This window comes from Tetragenococcus solitarius NBRC 100494, assembly GCF_001544195.1.
Classification (GTDB): Bacteria; Bacillota; Bacilli; order Lactobacillales; family Enterococcaceae; genus Tetragenococcus; species Tetragenococcus solitarius.
In genome coordinates, this window is the sequence record NZ_BCPY01000025.1 from 1 (window position 1) to 23251 (window position 23251).

Annotated in this window: 22 protein-coding genes and 1 pseudogene; 8 read left to right on the forward strand and 15 right to left on the reverse strand. The window is 35.1% G+C overall.

Features of this window, described 5'->3' with window-relative positions:
- Window positions 1–128: 128 nt before the first annotated feature.
- Together TS1_RS07980 and TS1_RS07985 are read left to right on the forward strand one after the other, a co-directional pair.
- Window positions 129–779, forward strand: a complete 651-nt coding sequence (locus TS1_RS07980) for a phosphatase PAP2 family protein (protein ID WP_068709594.1) — start codon at window positions 129–131, stop codon at window positions 777–779.
- A gap of 24 nt (window positions 780–803) precedes the next feature.
- The gene (locus tag TS1_RS07985; protein WP_068709595.1) at window positions 804–1367 is read left to right on the forward strand and encodes a tRNA (mnm(5)s(2)U34)-methyltransferase; all 564 of its coding nucleotides are present in this window, start codon (window positions 804–806) and stop codon (window positions 1365–1367) included.
- A gap of 60 nt (window positions 1368–1427) precedes the next feature.
- Here the strand turns inward: TS1_RS07985 and TS1_RS07990 are convergent, their stop codons facing one another.
- From TS1_RS07990 to TS1_RS08020, 7 genes are all read right to left on the reverse strand, one after another.
- Window positions 1428–1898 (reverse strand): PTS sugar transporter subunit IIA, encoded by a 471-nt coding sequence (locus tag TS1_RS07990; RefSeq protein ID WP_068709596.1) that lies wholly within the window; start codon window positions 1896–1898, stop codon window positions 1428–1430.
- A gap of 5 nt (window positions 1899–1903) precedes the next feature.
- A complete protein-coding gene (locus TS1_RS07995) occupies window positions 1904–3973 on the reverse strand; it encodes a BglG family transcription antiterminator (RefSeq protein WP_068709598.1) in 2070 nt (689 codons plus the stop codon).
- Between the two features lie 72 nt (window positions 3974–4045).
- Entirely contained in the window at window positions 4046–5131 is a 1086-nt protein-coding gene (locus tag TS1_RS08000) for a zinc-binding dehydrogenase (RefSeq protein WP_245610117.1), read from the reverse strand.
- A 21-nt stretch (window positions 5132–5152) separates the two neighbouring features.
- Window positions 5153–6421: a PTS galactitol transporter subunit IIC gene (locus TS1_RS08005; protein ID WP_068709600.1), complete on the reverse strand. Its 1269-nt coding sequence runs from the start codon at window positions 6419–6421 to the stop codon at window positions 5153–5155.
- A 25-nt stretch (window positions 6422–6446) separates the two neighbouring features.
- Entirely contained in the window at window positions 6447–6737 is a 291-nt protein-coding gene (locus tag TS1_RS08010) for a PTS sugar transporter subunit IIB (RefSeq protein WP_068709602.1), read from the reverse strand.
- 354 nt (window positions 6738–7091) lie between these two features.
- A complete protein-coding gene (locus TS1_RS08015) occupies window positions 7092–7586 on the reverse strand; it encodes a macro domain-containing protein (RefSeq protein ID WP_068709605.1) in 495 nt (164 codons plus the stop codon).
- Window positions 7587–7646: 60 nt separating this feature from the next.
- Complete coding sequence (locus tag TS1_RS08020; RefSeq protein ID WP_068709607.1) at window positions 7647–8153, reverse strand: type 1 glutamine amidotransferase domain-containing protein; 507 nt, start codon at window positions 8151–8153, stop codon at window positions 7647–7649.
- 177 nt (window positions 8154–8330) lie between these two features.
- On the opposite strand from TS1_RS08020, the gene TS1_RS08025 reads away from it, so the two are divergent.
- Window positions 8331–8792, forward strand: coding sequence for a hypothetical protein (locus tag TS1_RS08025; RefSeq protein ID WP_068709609.1), 462 nt, complete (start codon window positions 8331–8333; stop codon window positions 8790–8792).
- A 111-nt stretch (window positions 8793–8903) separates the two neighbouring features.
- Here TS1_RS08025 and TS1_RS08030 read toward each other — a convergent pair whose 3' ends face one another.
- The 3 genes from TS1_RS08030 to TS1_RS08040 all read right to left on the reverse strand — a co-directional run bounded on the left by TS1_RS08030 (window position 8904) and on the right by TS1_RS08040 (window position 11970).
- Window positions 8904–10439, reverse strand: a complete 1536-nt coding sequence (locus TS1_RS08030) for an ABC-F family ATP-binding cassette domain-containing protein (protein ID WP_068709611.1) — start codon at window positions 10437–10439, stop codon at window positions 8904–8906.
- Between the two features lie 271 nt (window positions 10440–10710).
- Window positions 10711–11484, reverse strand: coding sequence for an SDR family NAD(P)-dependent oxidoreductase (locus TS1_RS08035; RefSeq protein ID WP_068709613.1), 774 nt, complete (start codon window positions 11482–11484; stop codon window positions 10711–10713).
- Window positions 11485–11496: 12 nt separating this feature from the next.
- Entirely contained in the window at window positions 11497–11970 is a 474-nt protein-coding gene (locus TS1_RS08040; protein ID WP_068709615.1) for an S-ribosylhomocysteine lyase, read from the reverse strand.
- A gap of 491 nt (window positions 11971–12461) precedes the next feature.
- Here TS1_RS08040 and TS1_RS08045 point away from each other — a divergent pair, with 491 nt between their 5' ends.
- From TS1_RS08045 to TS1_RS08065, 5 genes are read left to right on the forward strand one after another with little or no spacing between them, the layout of a single operon-like run.
- Window positions 12462–13790 (forward strand): PTS sugar transporter subunit IIC, encoded by a 1329-nt coding sequence (locus tag TS1_RS08045; RefSeq protein ID WP_068709617.1) that lies wholly within the window; start codon window positions 12462–12464, stop codon window positions 13788–13790.
- A gap of 28 nt (window positions 13791–13818) precedes the next feature.
- Entirely contained in the window at window positions 13819–14820 is a 1002-nt protein-coding gene (locus TS1_RS08050; protein WP_068709618.1) for a LacI family DNA-binding transcriptional regulator, read from the forward strand.
- Window positions 14820–16142 (forward strand): alpha-L-fucosidase, encoded by a 1323-nt coding sequence (locus tag TS1_RS08055; protein WP_068709620.1) that lies wholly within the window; start codon window positions 14820–14822, stop codon window positions 16140–16142. Before TS1_RS08050 ends, TS1_RS08055 begins: the two co-directional genes overlap by 1 nt.
- Window positions 16139–17512 carry a glycoside hydrolase family 1 protein gene (locus TS1_RS08060; protein ID WP_068709622.1) on the forward strand — a complete coding sequence of 458 codons (1374 nt, stop codon included), beginning with the start codon at window positions 16139–16141 and terminating at the stop codon, window positions 17510–17512. Before TS1_RS08055 ends, TS1_RS08060 begins: the two co-directional genes overlap by 4 nt.
- A 14-nt stretch (window positions 17513–17526) precedes the next feature.
- The gene (locus TS1_RS08065) at window positions 17527–18393 is read left to right on the forward strand and encodes an ROK family protein (protein ID WP_068709624.1); all 867 of its coding nucleotides are present in this window, start codon (window positions 17527–17529) and stop codon (window positions 18391–18393) included.
- A gap of 22 nt (window positions 18394–18415) precedes the next feature.
- On the opposite strand, the gene TS1_RS08070 is transcribed toward TS1_RS08065, so the two are convergent.
- From TS1_RS08070 to TS1_RS08090, 5 genes and pseudogenes are all read right to left on the reverse strand, one after another.
- Window positions 18416–19348, reverse strand: a complete 933-nt coding sequence (locus TS1_RS08070; RefSeq protein WP_068709626.1) for a sensor histidine kinase — start codon at window positions 19346–19348, stop codon at window positions 18416–18418.
- A 12-nt stretch (window positions 19349–19360) separates the two neighbouring features.
- Window positions 19361–20218: a hypothetical protein gene (locus TS1_RS08075; RefSeq protein WP_068709628.1), complete on the reverse strand. Its 858-nt coding sequence runs from the start codon at window positions 20216–20218 to the stop codon at window positions 19361–19363.
- Window positions 20211–21134, reverse strand: a complete 924-nt coding sequence (locus tag TS1_RS08080; protein WP_083498265.1) for an ABC transporter ATP-binding protein — start codon at window positions 21132–21134, stop codon at window positions 20211–20213. Before TS1_RS08080 ends, TS1_RS08075 begins: the two co-directional genes overlap by 8 nt.
- Before the next feature lie 91 nt (window positions 21135–21225).
- Complete coding sequence (locus TS1_RS08085; RefSeq protein WP_068709632.1) at window positions 21226–21897, reverse strand: response regulator transcription factor; 672 nt, start codon at window positions 21895–21897, stop codon at window positions 21226–21228.
- Window positions 21898–21988: 91 nt separating this feature from the next.
- A pseudogene (locus TS1_RS08090) lies at window positions 21989–23115 on the reverse strand (5-methyltetrahydropteroyltriglutamate--homocysteine S-methyltransferase).
- Window positions 23116–23251 lie beyond the last annotated feature (136 nt).

Genomic DNA, 23251 nt, shown 5'->3' on the forward strand with positions numbered 1-23251 from the left:
AAATTTTGGTATATTTTTAATCTATCTGTAACATAAAAAATTTCCTAAGTTATTCAATTGTTTTTTAGCCGATTTAGGAAGTATGCTATACTATTTTTGCCAAACACCCTTGAAGGAGTTTTACTTATATGAATAAAAAATTATACATGCAATTTGCTGGAAGTTGTACTTTCGTCATTTTTGCTTTTTTAAGTTACGTTATAAAATTTTACCCTAGCTGGTTAAAAGCATTCGATAACGTTATTACTTCAGCTGTGCGTAGTGTTTATCCGAGTTGGAATAGATTTTTCTTATGGATTACGCAATTTGGTAACACTGTTAGTATTGCTCTATTATTTTCAGCTATACTGTTTGTACTTGTTTATGGTAAAAAATATATCGACGCAATTTGGCTGAGTACAGGTGTAATTACAATTGCAGTTGTTGTAAACCCTCTGTTAAAGTTATTTTTTGCTCGCGAACGACCTTTATTAAATCATCTGGTTGTTGAAACTAGCTATAGTTTTCCAAGCGGTCATGCTACAGCATCGATGGTGTTTTATGGTTCTTTAATTCTTTTAATCCCACTATTTATACAAACAAAAATCTGGCGAATTAGCTTACAATGGCTACTGATATTCTTTATTTTATTCATTGGTATCAGTCGGATTTATTTAGGCGTTCATTTTCCAAGCGACATATTAGCCGGGTATTGCGAGAGTCTTACTTGGCTGTTATTTACCTATCCAATTTATCGTAAACAGCGTCTAATTCGAGTTTTACAAAAAAAGCAATGGTAGTACAACAAGAAACGAGGAACAAACATGTTACAAAATGCCTTACAATTTAGCCATTTTTTATTAAAAGAAATCCTAACAGATTATGACCATGTAATCGATGCAACTATGGGAAATGGACATGATACATCATTTTTAGCACAAACTGTAATGCCACACGGTAAGGTTTATGCCTTTGATGTACAAAAACAAGCTATATTAAAAACCAAAGAGCGATTAATCAAACACGGGCTTTATGAACAAGTAGAATTAATTCTCGATGGTCATGAACACTTAAATAATTATCTTGCTAAAAATGAATCAATAAAAGCTGCTATCTTTAACCTTGGCTATTTACCCAAAGGCGATAAAAGTCTCATCACTTTGCCAACAACTACCACGCAAGCTTTAGACGCTTTGCTTCAACATTTAGCTGATAAAGGTCGTATCTTACTTGTTTCTTACTATGGTCATTCTGGCGGAGAAGAAGAATTAAAGATGCTCAATGATTATTGTCGTAATCTCCCCCAAAAACAATACAATGTCTTATGTTATCACTTTATTAATCAAAAAAATCAGCCGCCTATCTTATTTTGTATTGAGAAAAAATAATACCCACCATCAGGTAAACAATCGTCTTTTATCTGATGGTGGGTACTTTATATATTATTTTCAAAAATTATATTCTTTTAAAAACCTCAATATATCATTATTATTTGTCTGTTGATATAATTTTTTTAATAACTCTGTATTTTGGATTAATTGCATTAAATTTTGTAGCATTACTAATTGTTCGTGCGGTTGATTTAGCCCTAGTATAAAGATAAAATCAGCTTGTATGTCCTGATTTATATCATCCATTCTTTGAAATAAAACTGGTTTATCGGGAATAATTAATGCGATAAACTCTTGTTTAACCCATTCAGGATCTGTGTGAGGAATGGCAATTCCAAAATCTCCTTGGTCAATTCCTGTAGGGAAACTTCTCTCTCTTTCTAAAATTTTTTCTGAAAAATCTTTTGTCACCCACCCTTTTTCCAGTACCTGCTGATATACTGCATCAAAAACTTCTTGTTTGTCCTGATAATGCTCACCTAATAAAATTGGCGAGTACTCCAGATAATCTGTAACTTTTTTCCCCATTTGACTTACCCCCAATAATTGATTCTATACAAATGTAACAACCGCCACACTTGATTTTTATCATTGCACGCTAACAAGTCAGAGAGTATCGCGTCACGTCCAGCTAAATCCATAATTTCCAGTAAAGCATCCACATGTTTTTCTTTATTATTGGATGCTAAAAGCACAATAAAATGAATCCTTTCTCCTGTTTGAGCTTTAATACCTTCTTTAAAAATGCCAAAAGACATAGCAACTCCGTGCGCACCTTTTTCTGGTTCTGTGTGTGGCAATGCTAGTTGATTACGAAAAACAATATACGGTGGGATTTCTACCAGCTCTTGTTTTAAGGCGGTTAAATACCGCGGTTCAATAATCTTTCGTTCCATTAGAGGCTGACTAAGTAATTCTAATGCTTCATGCCACGATACGGCATTTTCTTTTATAATAACTCCATTTTCTGGTATTAACTGATCAAAATGGTTTGTCCCATTGTTAAATACTGCATTTTCTGATGTATTTTCTTTCAAAATATTTAGTACTTCAAGATATAAACCTTCTTTATCTGATATCACTGCTTGTTGGCCAACTTTAGCTACAATTTTTTCTGCCAATGAAGATTCATCTAAACCAACGACAGTTTCATTCATCACTCTTTGCCGTAGTTGTATTTTCCCTTTATCGGTTAAAAAATCCTTCACTAAAAAGTATTTTTGATCTGTTTCTAAAGGTACCGAAGAAAAAATCAGATCTGACTCTATTTTTTGCGCATAAAATTCTCGTAAGGACATAGTAGAAACAAAATCAACTTCTGGAAAAACACTTTTTAGTATCCGCTCCATAAGTAAAGAAACAGAGATACCATTTGTACAAACAATGATAGCTGTCGGTCTTTTTTTATGCAGTAAAGTACTATTATTTTCTAATAAATGACTGCCGAAAAATAAAGCGAGATAGAAAATCTCAGTATCCGATATTTTGTGTTTAAAAAAATCTTCTAAAGGTTGAATTGACTTTTTTACTAAATAGAAGATAGACGAGACTTCTCGGCTATTTTGCCTAGTAATATCGACTTCTGACAAGTGCATACCATACTTGATACGGTAATAAGCTGGACGCATATGAATCATAATTTGCTTAAGTAACTCATTTTTATCCTCAATTAACACATGAGCAACTTTTTCAAAACGATCAATCATATTTAAAACTGCTGATTGCATTGTTTCAAATTGTCCTTTAGACAAAACATCTACCTGAGTTAAGGTCGTTGATAGAAAAAGTAAAGTAAAATAAATAATTTCATTGGTCTCTTCTTCATATTCCGGGAAAAAAACTTCTTTAACTACCTTATATTCTTTTGTTTCCTGTAGCTCAACATAATCTAATTCAAAATCATAATTAATCTTCTTACCTCTTACAATTCGCCGGTCAAACAACAATGTCAGTACCGGCAGATCGTTTACCTTATCGTCAGAATAGCGTATATTCAAACGTTTTTCTAACAAACTAACTTTTCTTTTATATTTTTCCAACTGTGTTTGGTCAATATCGCCATATTGTTTTAAGAGTGTTTCATTATTCATAAACTGATTTATCGTATTGACTGTTTCAGTTAATAACTGGCGTCGATTCCATTCTTCTCCTACAATACGATAGCCTTTTGAACGTAAATATTCCAAGCGTAACTGATAGTATGCTAAAAGTAATTCTACTTCTTTAAGATCCCTAGCAATCGTATTTTTGCTGACATCTAATTCAACGATAAAATGATTCATTGATAAAGATTCTGTTTTTGACAATAACATGAGTATCAATAATTGAATACGTTCTTCCGGCAATAAATAAGTATCCTTTGCCATTTGAGTATTATTTTGTTCGAATTCTTCTGCTGTTTTTTTAGTTATAATAAAATGACCATTGGTCGTTCGTGTCACTGGATCTAGATTCAAGTCATCTAAATATTCATTGACTTTTTTTAATGAATAACTTAACTGTGAACGTGTCAAATCATGTCTTTTTTTCAAAGAAGTACTGGTTTCGTCAGGGTTATTTAAAATCTCAAAAAATAATTGATTGGTTCTTGCATCTAGTTCCATTTGGATTCCCCTCAAAAGTTAATATCCTATTTTCTAATTAAATTAGAGCCAGAAAATTTCTGGCCCAATTTTTCAACTAAAACTTGTACCCGACTGTATCATCACTTTGACTTCGTTACCTGACATAACGCTTTCAAAAGCTTTACGCCATTCTTCCAAAGGAAATTTTTTAGTCACCATAGCAGAAACATCAATAGCTCCTTTGGATAGTAAATGTAAAGCGATTGGCCAGTCATATGGATTTTGTGATCGGCTACCAATATAATGAATTTCTCGTTGGATAATCGATTCTACATCCAAATTTTCATATTTATCTTTAAATAAACCGACTTGAACAAAATCTCCTCCCTTTTTCATTAAAGGCAGTGCTTGATTAACAGCCGCAGATGAGCCTGAAGCATCATAAACTTTAGTTACGCCTACATTGTTTGTCATTTGGTTAACCACTTCTGCCAAATCTTGTGTCTGAGTATCAACAATCGCATCGGCTCCGAATTTTTGTGCCAGTTCTAAGCGCTGTTTATCCTTTGAGATACCCGTAGCAATCACAGTTGCTCCAATTTCTTTGGCAATTTGAACCAAAAACAAACCAATCGGACCTGGCCCCATAACTAAAATCGTATCATGCAGATCTAGTGGGCTTCTTTGATACATGGCATGAACACAACATGATAAAGGTTCTGACATAGCAGCTCCTTCATAACTGAGATTCTCTGGTAATTTATGCGCGTATTTTTCTTTGGCTATCACATACTTTGCCAACGAGCCGTTTTGTTGCGTACCAATTCCTTTACGATAAGGACACAAATTATATTGTTTTTCTTTGCAATAAGTACACTGTCCGCAGACATAAAAAGTTGTTTGACTGGTTACGCGGTCCATTGGTTTAAACTTAGTGACGTCTGACCCTACCTGAGCTACACGTCCTGAAAATTCATGACCTAACACAACGGGCGTTGTAGGATTTTTATACTCTCCTTTAAACGTATGAATATCTGAGCCACAAATGCCAGTATAAGCAACTTCGATTAAAATTTCATCTTCTTTAGGTACAGGAACTTCTAATGTTTCAAGCGACATTTTGTCATAGCCGGGTTCTTTTTTTGTTACGCCTTGCATTACTTTTATATTTGATTTGGTATTTTCTGTTGCATACATGATAATTTTCCGACCTTTCAATTAAAATACACTATTATATAATTCCGAAGCTTTTAAGAAAATCCAGTTTAAAATGTTACCGCCAGTATCCAAGTTACTAATTTGCGCTGCTCCTTCTGGGAATTTTACGATACCTTGTCCCATTTGAGTAATTGCCGGAGCGAAGTCTGTAGCCATATATAAGCCAATGGTCACAGCCACTGTACATGCTAAAACCGAGTGAACAATATTTCCTTTACGACCTGGGACAATTAATGCTGCAAAAAAAGGAATTGTCGCTAAGTCGCCAAAAGGAAGTACACGATTTCCTGGTAATATGACGGCTATAAACAATGTAATTGGCACCATCAAAAGCCCAGTAGACAAAGCTGCAGGAGAACCTGTCGCTAAAGCTGCGTCCATTCCAAGGAAAATTTCGCGACCTTTATAACGACTCTGTAACATTTTTTGTGCTCCTTCTTGAATAGGCGTAAGCCCTTCCATCAAAATTTTTACCATGCGTGGCATTAATAACATGATTCCGCCCATTGTCATCGCTGTTTGCAAAATACCAGTAATATCGTAGCCGCCAAGTACGGCTAAAAAGGCCCCTATAATAAGCCCCATAATCATTGGCTCTCCAAAAATGCCAAAACGTTTTTGGATCGTTTCTGGTTTGACATTAATTTTATTAAGTCCAGGTATTTTAGAAATGAGCCAAGCAGCTGGAATCCCGAAAACCGCATAGCCGGCTGCTGAACCTGTCGCAAAACTTATTCCTTCTAAACCATAATATTCTTGTACCTGATAGGCAGTTTTATCAGCAATTATTAAACAAAATACAGTGTAAATAATCCCGGCTAACACGCCCATGAAGATATTGCCAGTTACAATGTATGCAGTCGCTGCAGCTGCAGACATATGCCAATAATTCCAAATATCAATATTTAATGTTTTTGTCCATTTCAAACCGAGCATAATCAAATTAACGATTAAAACGATCGGAATCATGAGCCCTGCAATAGGTTGAGCCCAAGTTATAGACGAAATAGCTGGCCAACCAGCATCAATTACAGTTAAATTTAAACCAAAGCGTTCCACCATAGCTTGTGCAGCCGGTCCCACAGTAGTAGTTAACAAATCAATTACTAAGTTAATTCCGATCATTCCAATTCCTACAGTAATGCCAGAAGTTAATGCTCTACCAGGTTTTACCCGAAAAATTAACCCTACAATAAAGATGATAATTGGCAACATAACGCTTGGTCCCATGTCTAAAACTGTCTGTACAGCATTCATCAAAGCTCCCATGATATTGCGCTCCTTTCAAGAAAAATTAGCTAACTTTTTTAGCTGTTTCGATAATTTCTTTTTCTGTTTCTTCTGTACCAATCCCTGTTAAAAACGACATCGCTTTAATAGCAGGTATATTATATTCTTGCGGTAGCACTGTAGTGGAAATCAACATATCTGCACTATCTTGTTTACCAGCTGCTTGAGAAATTTTTATTTGTTCTACATCGGCCTCTATTCCGTTGTTTTTAAAAAGTTCTTCTACCTTTTGTGTTACCACCGTAGATGTAGCTATGCCTGCACCACACGCAATCAAAACTTTTATTTTTCTCATTTTGTTTCCCTCCAATTTAATTTTTGCTTATTAAAAATAACAAACAAAGAATTTCCTTTATCTGTATATCTTTTTTTTGCACTTTTTATTATATTTTAAAAGCGCTTACTTAACAATGATAATAGGAGCTCACTTTTATGGTAACCATTATGCAACATGGGAAAGAGTAAATCCAAAGTGAAAAAAATAACAATGCCATTTTTACATGTAAATATACATTTATGTAGCGTAATTTTTTCTAAATCTATAAGTAAAAAAATGAGGCTGGAGCAAAAGCTCCAACCTCATCGAGTAGCCTTTAAAAAATAAAAGACAACGTAATTAATTTTACTTTTTTAACCGAATTATAGACGACTAAACTAATTTCTGACTTTTTTCAAATAACGTTTGATCGAAAAAGACCAGATAGACAGCAAGTTCATTTTTTAACAGAAATTGACGTATAGTTTTTACCGCAATATTTACAGCTTCTTCTTGCGGAAAACCGTAGACTCCTGTAGAAATCAAAGGAAAAGCGATACTATGACAATTTTTTTCTACGGCTTTTTTTAAACTATTATGGTAACAAGCAGCAAGTAAGGAAGCAGCTTGGATTTTTTCCTGCTGATAAATAGGACCTGCCGTATGAATGATATAAGAAGCTGTAAGTTTTCCTCCTGAAGTTACAACTGCTTCCCCAGTTTTGATAGGGGCTAAACGATCACATTCATCCTGTAAATTTTGCCATCCGGCTGCTTTAAAAATAGCACCGCACACGCCACTACCACCTTGTAATTGCTTATTCGCAGCATTTACTATAGCATCAACCTTCATTTTAGTAATATCTTGACAAACAAAATCTAACGTCATATTTTTGACTCCTTATAAAAAAAGGCAAGGACTCAAGAAGAATCCTTGCTTATCACTTTGTCATTTCAACGCATTAACAATTTCTTTGTTAAAGGCATCTAGATCATCTGGCGTACGACTTGTAATCAGATTATTATCAATCACTACTTCTTCATCTTTTACGTTGGCTCCAGCATTCTCTAAATCAGGACGAACAGAAGTGAATCCCGTCATAGTCCTGCCTTTTGTTGCGCCAGCTTGAATAAAGATTTGTGGTCCATGGCAAATGGCAAAAACTGGCTTGCCAGAATCTATAAATTTTTTAGTAAAGTTAACGTATCTTTCGTCAGTACGCAATTGGTCAGGAGAAAAGCCACCTGGAATCAATAATGCATCAAATGATGATACATCTACATCTTCAATTGATCGGTCAATTGAAAAAACTGTACCTTTTTTCCCATCTACATGGTCCTTGCCATTATCACTAATGATCACAACCTCATGTCCAGCATTTTCTAGTGCTTTTTTTGGTGAGGACACTTCAATATCTTCAACAAAGTCTGTCATAATCGCTGCAATTTTACTCATCGATTCGTTCCTCCTTGTGTAATCATTGTAGGCTTTTTCAACCTCTATTTTCATTATAACCAATGTGACATTTTACCTCAAATAATTTGATGTGCATCACTTATTCACGCAAATGAAAAATATGATAGAATAAGCTACATAAATAAAAATAAACTATTGCGCTAAAGGAGACTCACTTTGAAAAATAAAAAAACAATATTTACTGTAGTAGGGCTATTTTTTCTTTGCTTTTTTGCTTTTGGCACTACAAGTGCAGCCCAGGAAATAGCTACAAACTCAGCTGGTAACCAGTCCAATTTAATGTCTCTTGCTGTCTCCACTTTATCTGAATCCGAACAAGAGGCAACAATGGCTCAATTATTAGACAATCCAATTGTCACTTTTTTACTTAAGTATTTAAAAATTAATAAGCCCACCATATTTGCTGTAGGAATAATCATTATTGGTATAATCTTTCTTTTCATGTCGCTATTTTTACCTAGTTTGGCTAAACAGAAACAACTAAAATCATCTACGTCAACAGCTTTAAGACAAAGGAAACGACAAAAGAAAGTGTCAGCAAAAGGTATTATTGCTATTATCGGTCTTGTTTTTGTACTAATAGGTGTCGTTGTGCAGACCTTCAATCAAGTGAATTAAAAGAGTTGAGACAAAAGTCATGAAAGCTACCTTTTGTCTCAACTTTTTGTATAAGATTAGTTATTTATTTTTTAGCTTCCCTTATCTAATCAACAAACAAAGAGCGTTTGGTTAGATTGTATCTTGCTTTTCTATATCGATTACTCGGTCTACAAAGGAAGAATAAAATTCTTGCTCGTGAGAAACGACTAAAACTGTCCCTTGGTAATTACCTAGCGTTTCCTGCAAACTTTCCTTGGTTTTTTGATCGATATGATTGGTTGGTTCGTCCAAGATTAAAAAGTTACTCGTTTGCAGGGTCATTTGAGCCAATTTTACCTTCGTTTGCTCACCACCGCTTAGCAATTGAAGTGACTCTTGTACTAATTGACTATTAAGACCACAGCGCGAAAGCTGTCTTCTCAGCTCCTTGTATGAAGTGCTCGGGAATTTTTCCTCTAGGTATTGCAGAGGTGTTTGCAAGGGTGATTGCCATGTCAATTCTTGTTCAAAGTAATCAATTTTAGTATTAGCTGGGTAATAAAACTCACCAGATAAAGCGGGGATTTTACCAAGCAAGGTTTTTAACAGCGTCGATTTGCCAATGCCGTTAAACCCTTTTAGTACAACTTTTTCTCCGTAACGGATAGATAGATCAATTGGTTTTAATAACGGTTTTTCATAGCCAATGGTTAATCCTTGTGTTGTAACAGCAAAAGTAGCCACAATTTCTTTATAAGGGAAATCAAAGTTTGGTTGTATTTGGTTGGTAGGGGGTGTCATCCGTTCCACTTTAGCTAATTGTTTTTCCCGGCTTTTTGCCATTTTTGAGCGAGAACCTGCTTTATTCTTACGTATATAGCTTTCTGTTTTTTCAATTTGTTTCTTTTGCGCTTCATAACGTTTCATATAAGTTTCTTGATTTGCTTCTTTTTGTTTCAATGCTTTGGCTAAGTTACCTGTATACTTTGTCAAAGTTCCAAATTCGATATCAGCGATATGTGTCGTGATTTCATTAATAAAGTGCTGATCATGAGAAACAACTAAAAAGGTACCAGAGAAATTTTGTAGAAATGAAGTTAGCCATTGAACGTGTTTATCATCTAAATGATTCGTCGGTTCATCTAGCACTAGTATAGCTGGCTTTTCCAGTAATAACTTGGCTAAAATCACTTTTGAACGTTGTCCTCCGCTTAAATTCTTCAAAAAAGAATCTAAACCCAATACATCTAAGCCCAAGCCTACAGCCATTTCTTGAATTAAAGTGTCCATTTGGTAAAATTCACTTTGATCTAATTGTGTTTGAAACTTCCCAGCTTTTTCTAGTAAAGTGTCATTAGGTGTGCGACTATATTCTTCATAAAGTTTGCTAATTTCACCTTCGATGGCTTTCTCTTTTGCAAAAGCTTGTGTTAAAAATTCATAGATTGTTAGTTGTTCATCTACACGCACATATTGATCCAAATACCCTACAGTCTGATTTTTGGGTAATTCGACAGACCCTCCATCAGGCAAAATTTCGCCCGTAATAATTTTTATAAGCGTTGATTTTCCAGCTCCATTTTGTCCAATTAAACCTACATGCTCGCCTGTATTTATCTGCAGGTTTAGCTTTTCATACAATACTTTATCCCCAAACTGCTGGGAGATATTGACTAATTTTAACATTTACATCCTATCCTAACTATGTACAAACCCTAATCGTAAAAAACTGCAAACCTATTTGTTCACAGTCTTGCCATAAAATTACGCAACTTGAAAAGTTTATCATGCTTAGAAAAAGTTGTCTAGTTGAATCCCTTCTCACATGATTATTCAGCAAAACTATTGCATGATTACTTCTACCTGTGCTGTTTATTTATCTTTTGAAATTCTGATAATAAAAGAATAAGTGGAAAGAACAATAATATTCTGTTCATTCCACTTATTTGCTATTTACTTAATGCATTGTCATTCCGCCGGTCACATTGATCGCTTGACCTGTCATATAACTAGATAAAGGACTTGCTAAAAACAAAATAACATTCGCTACATCTTGGGTAGATCCAGTGCGTCCTAAAGGTACTTGACTTTGATCTTCTTCTAATACCTCTTGAGCAGACATTCCTCGAATTTCTCCACCTTCGATTCGTTCACGATGTTTCATTGGTGTTTCGATAATTCCAGGGCATACTGCGTTAACCAGAATCCCATCTTGAGCGACCTCTAATGCTAATGTTTTACATAAACCTATAACAGCATGCTTTGATGCTACATAAGCAGACATCCCTTTATAGCCATTTTTTCCCGCTTGAGAAGCGACAAAAATCACTCGTCCATGAATTTGATTTTGCTGCATCAAAGCAGTAATATGTTTGCTGCTCAAATACGTGCCCCGCGTATTGACTGCCAATACTTTGTCAAAGTCTTCTGTATTACTTTCTGTTAGAAAATCTATAGTGGAAATACCTGCTACATTCACAAGAACATTAGGAATTAACTGCGCTTTTTCTAATTGTTGAACCAAATGAATGATTTCATTTTCATTAGAAATATCTAGATGTACTTTATAAAGTCCTTTAGAAACCTTGGTTAATTCTGACTCTTCAAAAGTAATATCACAGGCAATAACTATAGCATCTTCTTTTTGAAAAGTTTCGACTACGCTTTGACCAATGCCCTGCGAAGTCCCGATAACTAAAATAACTTTTTTTCTTAACTCAGAAAAGTACATCTACTAAGCCTCCTAAACAACATGGCGTTCAAAAGGATCATCGCTAATCCCATCTTCTAAAACAATTTTAGCGTATTCCTTTGCTGAAAATAATGAATGGTCACGATAATTTCCACAACTCGTAATATCAACACCTTGCACATCTTCCCATTTCGTTTCATAAGCAATGGTTTTAAGCGCTTCTGTCAACGCTTGGGCAACTTCTGTTGTTGAATATTTCCCCCAAGTAATTAAATGAAATCCTGTACGGCAACCAAATGGAGAGCAATCAATGATTCCGTCTAAGCGATCACGTAATAAATCAGCTAATAAATGTTCAATGGTGTGTAATCCAGCCGTTGGTACTTCTTTTTCATTGGGTTGTAAGAAACGCAGATCATAATTGGCAATAACGTCGCCTTTTTTTCCTGTTTCTTCACCAATCAAACGCACATAAGGCGCTTTTACTTTCGTATGATCTAATGTAAAACTTTCTACTTCTGCCATTTTTGCTTCCTCCTAAAAATTTTTTAGAGATAATAAAAAATCCCCATCCCTTTGCTTACCGTCTATGATAAACAAAGGGACGAAGATTTTCGTGTTACCACCCTTTTTTGCACAAACCTCACAGCAAGTGCCTCAACAGTACCTTTAGATACTTGACAGTATATCGGCTGCTTCTCCGTTTATTCAGCGTGAACTGAATAAAAAGCTCAGAGTTCATCTTCACTGTCTACTATTTGTCCCCTTTTTCAGCAACCGGGTTCTCTTTAACAAAAGCATCAGCTACTCTTCTCTGTCACGGCTTGCATATGATTTGTGATTAGTATAGTCAAGAAGAGAAAGAATGTCAAGGAGAGTCTCTTTCTGTCTATATTAAAAGTTATCTTAAAAAAGCTATAAATCCTTATTTTAAAATGAAATCACTTGCAACAGGAAAAAATTGTGTTATTATATTTTTGAATCGATTCAAAAATATAAAAAAGAAAGCGTGAAAAATGTTGTCCATTACCGAAAAAATCTCCAAGTGGTTAATGCCATTTGCTTCAAAGATGGCAAACCAACGCCATCTGGTTGCCATACGTGATAGTTTTGTGGATATTAGTCCTATTATTATCGCCAATTCTTTATTTATTTTGTTGAATGCGCTTATTTTTTCAAATGAAACGGTGAATGAATATATCGATTTGTCTTCTTTGTCCGATTTAGCATTAATGGTAAACAACGGGACATTAGGGATAATGACAATATTTGTTACCTTTTTAATCGGTTATCGTATGGCAAGTCACTATATTTCAACCGGGAAAATTAAACGAGAAAATCTTAGTGAACTACACGCAGGGATTTTAAGCTTAGCAATTGCTATGATTATGTTTCCTTTACTTAACGAAGCTACGCTGGTCGATTCGGAAGGAACAGTAGAAGTGACAGGAGTGTACTTACAATCACTTACTTCTTCTGGCGGCATGTTTGTTGGAATTATTGCTGCTTTGTTAGGAACGGAATTATTAGTGAGATTATCGAATAAGGAAAGATTACGTATCAAAATGCCTGACGGCGTTCCTCCAGCTGTTGCCGGATCATTTAATGCGTTAATCCCTGAGTGTTTAACGATAGCCATCTTTGCGATTATAACTTTTGCTATTGTCAAAGGAACAGGACAATCCGTTCCAGATATCATCCAATTAATTATTTCTGTTCCGTTACAAAAGGCTATGGAAAGTCCTGTTGGCTTATTTGTTGTTCAAATATTTACTCAAGTTTTATGGTTCTTTGGCTTACACGGGCAAAACATTGTTTCTTCTGTTACCTCGCCGCCAATGTTAACAGCGATTCAACAAAATGTAGATGCGTTCAATGTTGGAGATGCCATCCCTAATATTGTTACAAACCCTTGGATTGGTATGTATACATTGTTTGGCGGAACGGGTGCAATGTTACCCATGTTAATAGCAATTGTATGGGTCTCTAAACGAAAAGATTATAAAAATATTGCTAAAATCGGCTTGTTGCCAAGCTTTTTCAATGTTTCAGAACCCATTATGTTCGGTCTTCCTGTTGTAATGAACCCTTATTTAGCGATACCTTTTATCGGCGTTCCACTTGTTAATTTAGCTATTGCGTATCCTTTAACTGTTTTAGGTCTTGTGGGAAGAAGTGTAGTTATCCCACCGTGGGTCTTACCACCTATTATTACGACTTGGGTAACTACAGCTGGGGATATTCCGGCAACTTTGCTTTCAATTGTTTTATTTATTTTGGATATTTTCTTATATATGCCATTTATACTTGCGGCTAACCGTGGAATGCAGGAGAATATAGAGTAAATGATGATAGAAAAGAGGACCAGGTCTTATGGCCACTATACAAGAAGTTGCGAAGTTAGCCAATGTTTCTGTTGGTAGTGTTTCCCGTTACCTAAACGGGCATAAGTTGAAAGATACAAATATGAAACAAATTGAAGCAGCTATTCAAAAACTTGGTTATCAACAAAATTATTCTGCTAAAGGGTTAAAAAGTAATCGGACAATGTCCATCGGCCTGTTAATGAATAATGCACAAAGTATATTTTCAGCAGCCATGATTGCTACTTTAGCTGATGAACTAGAAAAGCTTGGTTACAGTATGCTATTTAGCGGTTTTCAAAAAAATAAAAGTCAATTAGAGACTAAACTTGATTTTTTACTTTCTCGTAAAGTAGATGGTCTGATTGTTTTTGAAGCTGAACAAGATTGGCAAGAGACTCAAAAGCTTAAAAATTTAGATATTCCTATTGTCTCGATAAATACTCCGCTTGATTTTCCTAAAATCGATTCAATTATCATGGATAATAAAAAAAGTACAAAATCGGTCGTAAAAAAGATGATCGCTTACGGACATCAAGAAATAGGGATTATTGCTGGTTTACAAAAAGACTACATTGCTAGAGAGCGACTAGAAGGAGCGCTCGAAGCATTTAAAGAGATGCAAGTTCCACTTATAGGACATGCAAAGATATATTATGGAGATTATTCAAAAGAAAGTGGATACACGGGTTTAAAAAAACTTTTACAACAACAAGCCAGTGCTATTTTTGTTTGTAACTATAATATGTCGCTAGGGGCACTACAAGCAATTTCTGAAAAAGAGATACAATTAGGAGAAGAACTTTCTTTTGCAAGTTTCGATTATTTTGATGCGAGTGATATTTTTAAACCTAAGCTGACTATTATTCGTCAGCCAGTGACTGATATAAGTTTACTTGCTGCCAAACAAATTGTTAAAAAAATTCAACAAAAAAATTCAACGGATGGTCAAAAATTTGTTATAGCTAATAAAATCTTATGGCGTGATTCAGTAAGGAGATTGAATAAGTAATGACAAAAGTACGTAAAGACATTGAAGAAAATTCAACAGCTTTACAAGAAGAATACCAGGAATTACCTTCTCAAATTACCGATAAATTAAAATGGTTTTGTGACCAAAAAATCGGGGTAATTTTTCATTGGGGTTTGTACTCACAAGCAGGCATCGTAGAGTCTTGGCAACTATCTAAAGAAGATGACTGGGCGCGGAAAAAAGGAGGTTGGCGTGAAGACCTCTCTACCTTACGCGAAGATTACTGGTCATTAAACCAAGTATTCAACCCAGAAAGATTTGACCCGCAGCATTGGGCCAAAATGGCAAAAAATGCTGGCTTTCGATATATGTTATTTACTACAAAGCACCATGATGGTTTTAATATGTATGATACACAATATAGTGACTACAAAATAACAAATAGCGAAAGTGTTTTTCATACGAATAAGTATGCTGATATTTTGAGACATGTTATCGATGCTTTTCACAGAGAAGGGTTAGCTACTGGCTTGTATTATTCTAAAGCTGATTGGTATTCAACCCATTATTGGAGAAACGGAGAAGAACCTTCGGGTCGTTATGCTAGTTATAATCCGCTGGAAGAACCTAAAACGTGGAAAAAATTCAGTCAATATGTTGAAAACCAATTAACAGAATTAATTAAAAATTATGGCCCAACAGATATTTTGTGGCTCGATGGTGGTTGGGTTAATACTACTCATAACGAGTATTTACCGATGGATAGAATTGTGACTAAATTGCGAGAAATTCAGCCCGACTTATTAGTTGTGGATCGAGCAGTTGGTGGGAAATATGAAAATTATGTCACACCAGAACGAAAAATTCCGGAAACTCCGCCTAAAAAAGCTTGGGAGAGTAACATTCCTTTAGCAAAAAATTGGGGATATGTCCCAGATGATGAGTATAAAACATTCGAAGAAATCTTAAGTTCTATTGTTCAAGTCGTTGCCTTAGGTGGTAATATTATCTTAGGGATTGGACCTAAACCAGACGGTACCCTTCCTAAAAAAGCCCAAGAAATTATGAAAAAATTAGGCGGATGGTTAAAAACTTATGGCGAAGGAATATATGAAACCCGTCCTTATAAAAGCTTTATCCAATCTGGTTGGTACTTTACTTGTAAACAAAATAGTGTTTTTGCTTTTCATAAAAACACTGATGATACGCTTGTTTTAAATTTGGCGCAATTTCCAGCGAAAATAACCAGAGTCATTGATATGGAAACAGGAAAAATGCTTGAAGTGAACCAGAAAAATGTTGCTGTTTCGCAAAAAGCAGCTTTTGTTGGTGTACAAATACAATTGGAGGAAAACTTATGAAAACATTCCCGAAAAATTTCTTATGGGGAGCAGCGACTTCTGCCCCGCAATCTGAAGGTCATAGTTTGCAAAACGGTAAGTCCGCTACAACTTGGGATTATTGGTTTCAAAACAATCCAGAGAAATTCCACGAGAATCAAGGACCTGAACATACATCCAATATCTATGAAATGTATCAAGAAGATTGCCAGCGGATGAAAGAAATTGGTCTCAATTCTTTTCGGACATCCATTTCCTGGGCACGTCTTTTACCAGACGGCAAACATGTAAATCAAGAAGCTGTTACTTTTTATCGTGATTATTTTGAACATATCCTTGCAGCAGGTGTTCAACCTATTATCAACTTATTTCACTTTGATATGCCCATGTGGTTGATGGAAAAAGGCGGCTGGGAAAGCCGCGAATCGGTCAATGCTTTTGCTTTTTATGCCAAAACTGCATTTGAGTTATTCGGGGATTTAATCGAAAAATGGACCACCTTTAACGAACCGATTGTGCATATTGAATGTGGCTATTTAAACGGCGCTCATTATCCTGCTATTCATGATTTCAAAAAAGCAGTTCAAGTAGGTTACCATACTTTGATGGCGCATGTTTATGCAGTAAAAGCTTTTCGTGAAGTAAAGCCTAAAGGCAGTATCGGCATTATCTTAAACATTACTCCAGCTTACGCACGCAGCGATGAACAAGCGGATCAAAAAGCCAAAGAAAATGCCGATTTATTAACCATGAAAAGTTTCTTAGATCCAGCAACCAAAGGAGCTATACCTGAAGCCTTGGTGCAATTAATCAAAAAACATGGATTAACGCCAGCAACAAACCCTTCTGATAAAGATGCGATAAAAGAAAATACGGTCGATTTTATTGGCTTGAATTATTATCAACCTTTACGTGTACAAGCGCCCGTGAACCCTCGATTTCCTGCGCAAGACCCAGAGGATTTATATACGCCTTATGACTGGCCGGAAAAACGGATTAATCCTTATCGTGGCTGGGAAATTTATCCGAAAGCCCTTTATGATGTGGCAATGATGATGAAAAATGAGTACGATAATTTCCCTTGGTATGTGAGCGAAAATGGCATGGGCGTTGCGAATGAAGAACGTTTTATGGACGAAAATGGAATGACCCAAGATGATTATCGCATTGATTTTATGAAAGAGCACTTGGACTATCTTTATCAAGGAATTCAAGAAGGTAGTCACTGTTTTGGTTATCATACCTGGACCTTTATTGACTGCTGGTCATGGCTAAATGGCTATCGTAATCGTTATGGTTTTTACCGTTTAGCATTAGATCATAACTTTAAACGCAGCTTGAAAAAAAGCGGATTATGGTATAAAGAGGTCACACAAAATAATGGCTACTAGAAAAGAGGAAAACAATGAGTCTGGCAGTTTTTGATATGGGCGGCAGCTCTATAAAATACGGGATATGGGAGCAGCAAGCAATTCATCAAACAGGAAGTTTTCCTACACCTGACACTTTTGAACAATTACTAACGCAATTAAAGCAAGTCATTACACACAGCAAAAATCAAATTACAGGGGTTGCTTTTAGTGCACCGGGCGCAGTTAATGTAAAAAAAAGAAAAATTGAAGGGATCAGTGCCATCCCTTATATCCACAATCGTCCCATCTATGATGAATTAGAAGATTATTTAGGTCTTCCAGTTACCATCGAAAATGATGCCAATTGCGCAGGCATTTGCGAAATGAGATTAGGTGCCGGAAAACATGTGGAAAATGCTGTTTTTGTAGTTATCGGCACAGGCGTGGGCGGCGCTATATTTATCAATAATCATTTATATAAAGGTGCTCATCTTTTCGGTGGTGAAATAGGTTTGCTACACAATACGAATGGAAAAACGTTAAGCTATAATGGAACTGCTGTTAATGCAGCCAAACGCTTTTCACAACAATATGGCAAAAAAGTAACAGGGGCAAAATTATTTGAACAAAAAGATGCCGGTGATAAGCGTGCCACTCAAGCGATTGAAACAATGTATGACCATTTAGCCGATTCACTTTATAATATTCAAGTTTCATTAGACCCTGAGATGATTATTTTAGGTGGCGGAATTTCAGCACGCCATGAACTAGCCAAAGAACTTCAAACGCGTTTACACTTGTTATTAACAAAAGAAGGCATTCCTGAGATTCTTCCTGAGGTTAAAACTTGTGATTATCAAAATAACGCGAATTTAATTGGCGCTGCATTAAATTTTGAATCTATCCAAAAAAGCAGGTAAAAACCATCTTACCTGCTTTTTATTATCTATTTGTTTTTTCTATGTTCCTGATTTTCCAAGCATCTAAATAAATGTCTAAACAAAACTGAAGTGAGTCTCCTTGTAACTGTGCAGTCAAAGAAAAATTTAGCTTTTCTGCTAATTGTTTTGCAATAGCTAAACCAAGACCAGAACTATCTGTCCCTCGTGTATTTTCACTTTGGTAATTACGGTCAAACAAGCGGTCAACCTCTATCTTTTGACCATTAGGAACCTGATTTTCAAAAATAAAGCAAAGTCTGTCTTCATGCTTTTCCAGTTGGATTTTAAAGTATTGTATTCCATGGGTAAACGCATTTTTGAGTAAGTTTTGTACAATACGTTCAAAGTCCACACGACTGGTTTGAATGACAATAAGTTCATCTGATAAACCAATATCGATTTCTTCAAACGTTGCTGACAGTTCCTCGTAGTATTGAGCGACTTGCTCTTGAATTAAATTAATAGGATTTACTGCTTCATTATGAATTTTATAGTCATCCGCATCTAATAAGCTTAATAAATAAAATTCATCGATAAGTGATGAGATTAAATACATACGCTCTTCAATAACTGTTAAATACTTTAAATCACGCGTACTCACCGTAGATTTATCAACCATTTGGATATAGCCAATCATTGAAGTCAAGGGAGTCCTAAAATCATGTGAAATCGAAGCAATCATCTCTTTGCTTTGCTTAGCCATTCGCCTATTTTCTTTTTCTGTTTTATTAAAAGATAGAATGAGCTCATTTACTTCTTCAACTATTTGTCGATTACGCTTTGAGAAGCCAATTTTTTTTAAAGGCGCATGTGAATTTCCTTGTTTAATCGTCTTAATCTGTAAAATCATCTCTTTTAATTCACGATAATAAAAGATCCAAGCCAAGACAGCTAACAAATTAATCCCCATACTAATGAATAAAATCCATATCACAAATTTCACCTACTAATTGTCTTTGATATCAGAATGTTTCAGTATAAAAAACGAGAGAATCGTCGTTACAATAATATATATACCAATAATAATAAAAGGTTGTGTTCCAATTGAATCTATTATTTTTAAAGCTTCTTGTGCGCTTGGCGGCTGATTACTAGGTTGCCCTTGTTGTCCATAAAAAATCCCATTGGTAAGAGCTTTTTGTATTTCTCCAATGTTTGTCGAAAGTAAATAAGGATTGAAATCAAATTGACGTAAAATGGGCAAACGATTCAACCAACCGATAAGACTTGCGATAAAACCATTGGAAATAATGAAGAATAAAAATAATGGAATATTACTACTTTGCCACTTCAAAGTAATTAAATTGGTCAACGAAGAAAAAGCAATTGTAAATAATCCTAAGTAGGCGACTAAGCTAAGCAATAATTCAATTTGACTTATAGTAAAAAAGACAACCCCATTATTTAGCAATGCAAGTATACCGAAACCACTAAGATAAGCAAATGCCAAAAAAGCAAATACAACAAACATATAAACAAGCGAACTAATTATTTTTGCCACAATATATTCACTTTTACGCAAGCCAGAGCTAAATAAACGGATAAAGCCTTTACTATTAATTTCATCTAAGTATACTGCATAATAAAACTGAGGGCTTATAATTAAAGGACCAAATAAAGCAAGGGGCATCACTGCTACGGAAAAATACATCTCTGTAAGTTCGCTTTTATTATCCGCAAAGTTAGCACTTCCTGAGCCAAAAATGACAAAAGTTAAAAACAAGCCCGCTAAAATCAACCAATAGAACTGATTACTTCGTTTATGAAAAATCCGGTAAAGATCTGCTTTAACATAATTAAACATTTTCTTGCCCTCCTTGATGAATAAGAGAAAGATAATACTCTTCCAAAGTTTGTTGGTGAGCAGTCAGTTTATATAATTCGAGTCCACCATCTACCAAAATTTTTGCAATTTTATTGGTTTCATCAATAAGATCAGAAAGAATAATCTCCTTATCGCCGTTCACTATATAATCTAAAGAAGGGAAATGTTCCTCTAATAAATAAGCAGCCTTTTCTGCATTATCCACTTTGATAATAACCTGATCTTCAGCTTTTCCTAGTAATTCTTCACGGTTCATCTCATTTAGCAATTCGCCGTCATGAATAAAACCAAAACGAGAAGCCATCAGCCCTAATTCTCCTAAAATATGGGAAGATAATAAAAAAGTAATTTCTTGCTCGCGATTTAACTTTTGTACCAAATGCCTAAAACTAGCAATTCCTTGAGGATCCAGACCATTAATGGGTTCGTCCATAATAATTAAATCCGGTTTACCCACTAAAGCATTTGCTATGTTTAGCCGTTGCTTCATTCCCATAGAAAAGGATTTTACTTTCTTTTTTACTTGATCTAACTCAACTAGTTTTAACACACGCTCAACTTCTGTTTTATCCGTAATTCCTTTAAGCTTGCAAGTATAAATTAAATTTTCTCGAGCTGTTAGATAAGAAAAAAACTGTGAGCCAAACATAAATCCAATGTTTTTCTGAGTACCTTCCAAGTTTTCTACAGAAGGTTTATCATAGATTGAAATTTCTCCGCTATCTTGTCTAGCAAGGCCCATGATCACTTTAAATAAGGTCGACTTCCCTGCACCATTTTTTCCAATTAAACCATATACTTCACCCGGCCTAACATGAATTGAAACATCATGTAAGGCATCTTGGTTGCCATAAGACTTTGTAACCGCATGTGTGGCTAGCAAATTTTCCATCATTCATTCTCCTCGTCTTTTTTGAAGGTACTTTGATCTTACACAGGAGAACTTTCAAAATTCAGTCGTAAATCTTACAAAAGTATTAAATTTACTAAGCGTTTAATTGAAAACCTACGCCCCAAATTGTTTTAATAATTTCCTGATCTGTCATCGCCTGAAATTTATTCCGTAGCCGTGAAATATGAACGGTTACAGTGTTATCATCCCCAAAATAAGGCTCTTGCCAAATTGTTTCGTATAAGTTTGCCTTCGTAAATACTTTTTTAGGATGGGCTAAGAAACACTTTAATAACGCATATTCTTTTTGAGTTAATAACAATGGTTGATCTTGATAGTACACTTCATGTCTTTCGTCATTCATCTTAATTTTGCCTACGGTTAAAATAGATTTGCCTGTTTCATCGTTGGAATATCTTCTTAGTTGGTTTTTTATTCTTGCTATTACTTCAACTGTATTAAATGGTTTAGCTATATAGTCATTCGCTCCTGTATCAAATACTTCAGATAAAACGGCAGGATCATTTTTTGCCGTAATAACGATAATCGGTGTCGTTTTTTTGGCACGTATTTCTGCAATTAATTCTTCTCCACTGACACCTGGCAGCATCAAATCCAATAAAATAAGATCAAAACTTTCTTCTAGCAAAAGACGTCTTGCTTCAGAGCCTGCAAAAGCTTGCGTAATCTTATAATCAGATTCAAGTAAATCATTTAGTAAGTTATTAATATTATTATCATCTTCTACAATCAAAATTTTCTTCATCATTATTCACCTTAACATGATTTAGTCTATCTGCATTTTAGCGTGTATAGACAAAAAAAGAAAGGGACCTATATTAAAGTCCCTTTCTTTTTTAACGCTTCCAAACTTCTGATGCAATTTCTTGTAACAAGCCTATTTTTTCCCATTGTTCTTTTTCACTCAAACGATTCCCCTTCTCAGAAGAAGCAAAGCCACACTGAGGACTTATACTTAAATTTTCTAATGGAATATACTTCGTAGCTTCTTGAATTCTTTTTTGTTTTCTAGTTCTGGAAATTTCGAAGTAACTAAACCTAAAACAACTTTACTATCTTTGTTATTCCAATAACGTAAAGGTGCAAAATCGCCAGCACGATCTGAATCGTACTCCAAGAAAAATCCATCATAATTCGTAGCAAACAATTCTTTAGCAATAGGCTCATACCCGCCCGAAAATAACCAAGACGAAGCATGATTTCCTCGGCAAATATGAGTAGTCAATACCAAATCTTCTGGTTTATTGTCTAAAGCTTCATTAATAATTTGTGTACAGATTTGGGCAACTTGTGTAGGATCAAAGCCACGTTCTTGTATTTCCTCTCTTTTTTTCGCATCTGCCAAAAATGCCCAATTTGTATCATCAAATTGTAAATATCGACAGCCTTTTTCATAATAAGCTTTAATAACATTTTTATAAGTTTGTGCCAAGTCATGGTAAAAATCAGTTAAATCAGGATAAATCTTATGAATTCTTGAAGTATCATCATTTGCCAATAATTCTTGTCGTAAAATCATGTTCGGACTTGGAACAGAGGTTTTAGCAATTGAATAACCATCATTTTCGACCTTCTCTTTTAAAAAAACGAAATCATTTAAAAAGGGATGATTCTCATTAAAAGAAATTCGATCAACAACACGTATATGGTAATCAGGAGCTGCTTTAGCCAAAAGTTTCTGATTACGCCCATGTTCAGCTGTGTATCCTTCAATTCCATTTAAGTGTTCTAAAAAGTCCCAATGCCAGAAAGTACGACGAAATTCCCCATCTGTAATTTCATATAAACCAGCCGCTTTTTCTTTTTTTACTAGCTTTTCTATTTCCTCATCCTCAATCGTTCGTAACTGTTCTTTTGATATATTTCCACTTGTATAATTTTTCCTTGCACTTTTAATACGTTCTGGGCGTAAGAAACTCCCTACATGATCTACAGTAAATGGTATATCTTCTTTATTGATCATAATTATCCAATTTCCTCCTTAATTTTTAATGAAAAGTTCTTCTGTCAGCATAACTAACAAAAGCGGATCTGCAACATGATACTCTCTTTTTTCGTCACTTACTTTTCTATGCCAAAATTTTCGCTATTAACGGTGC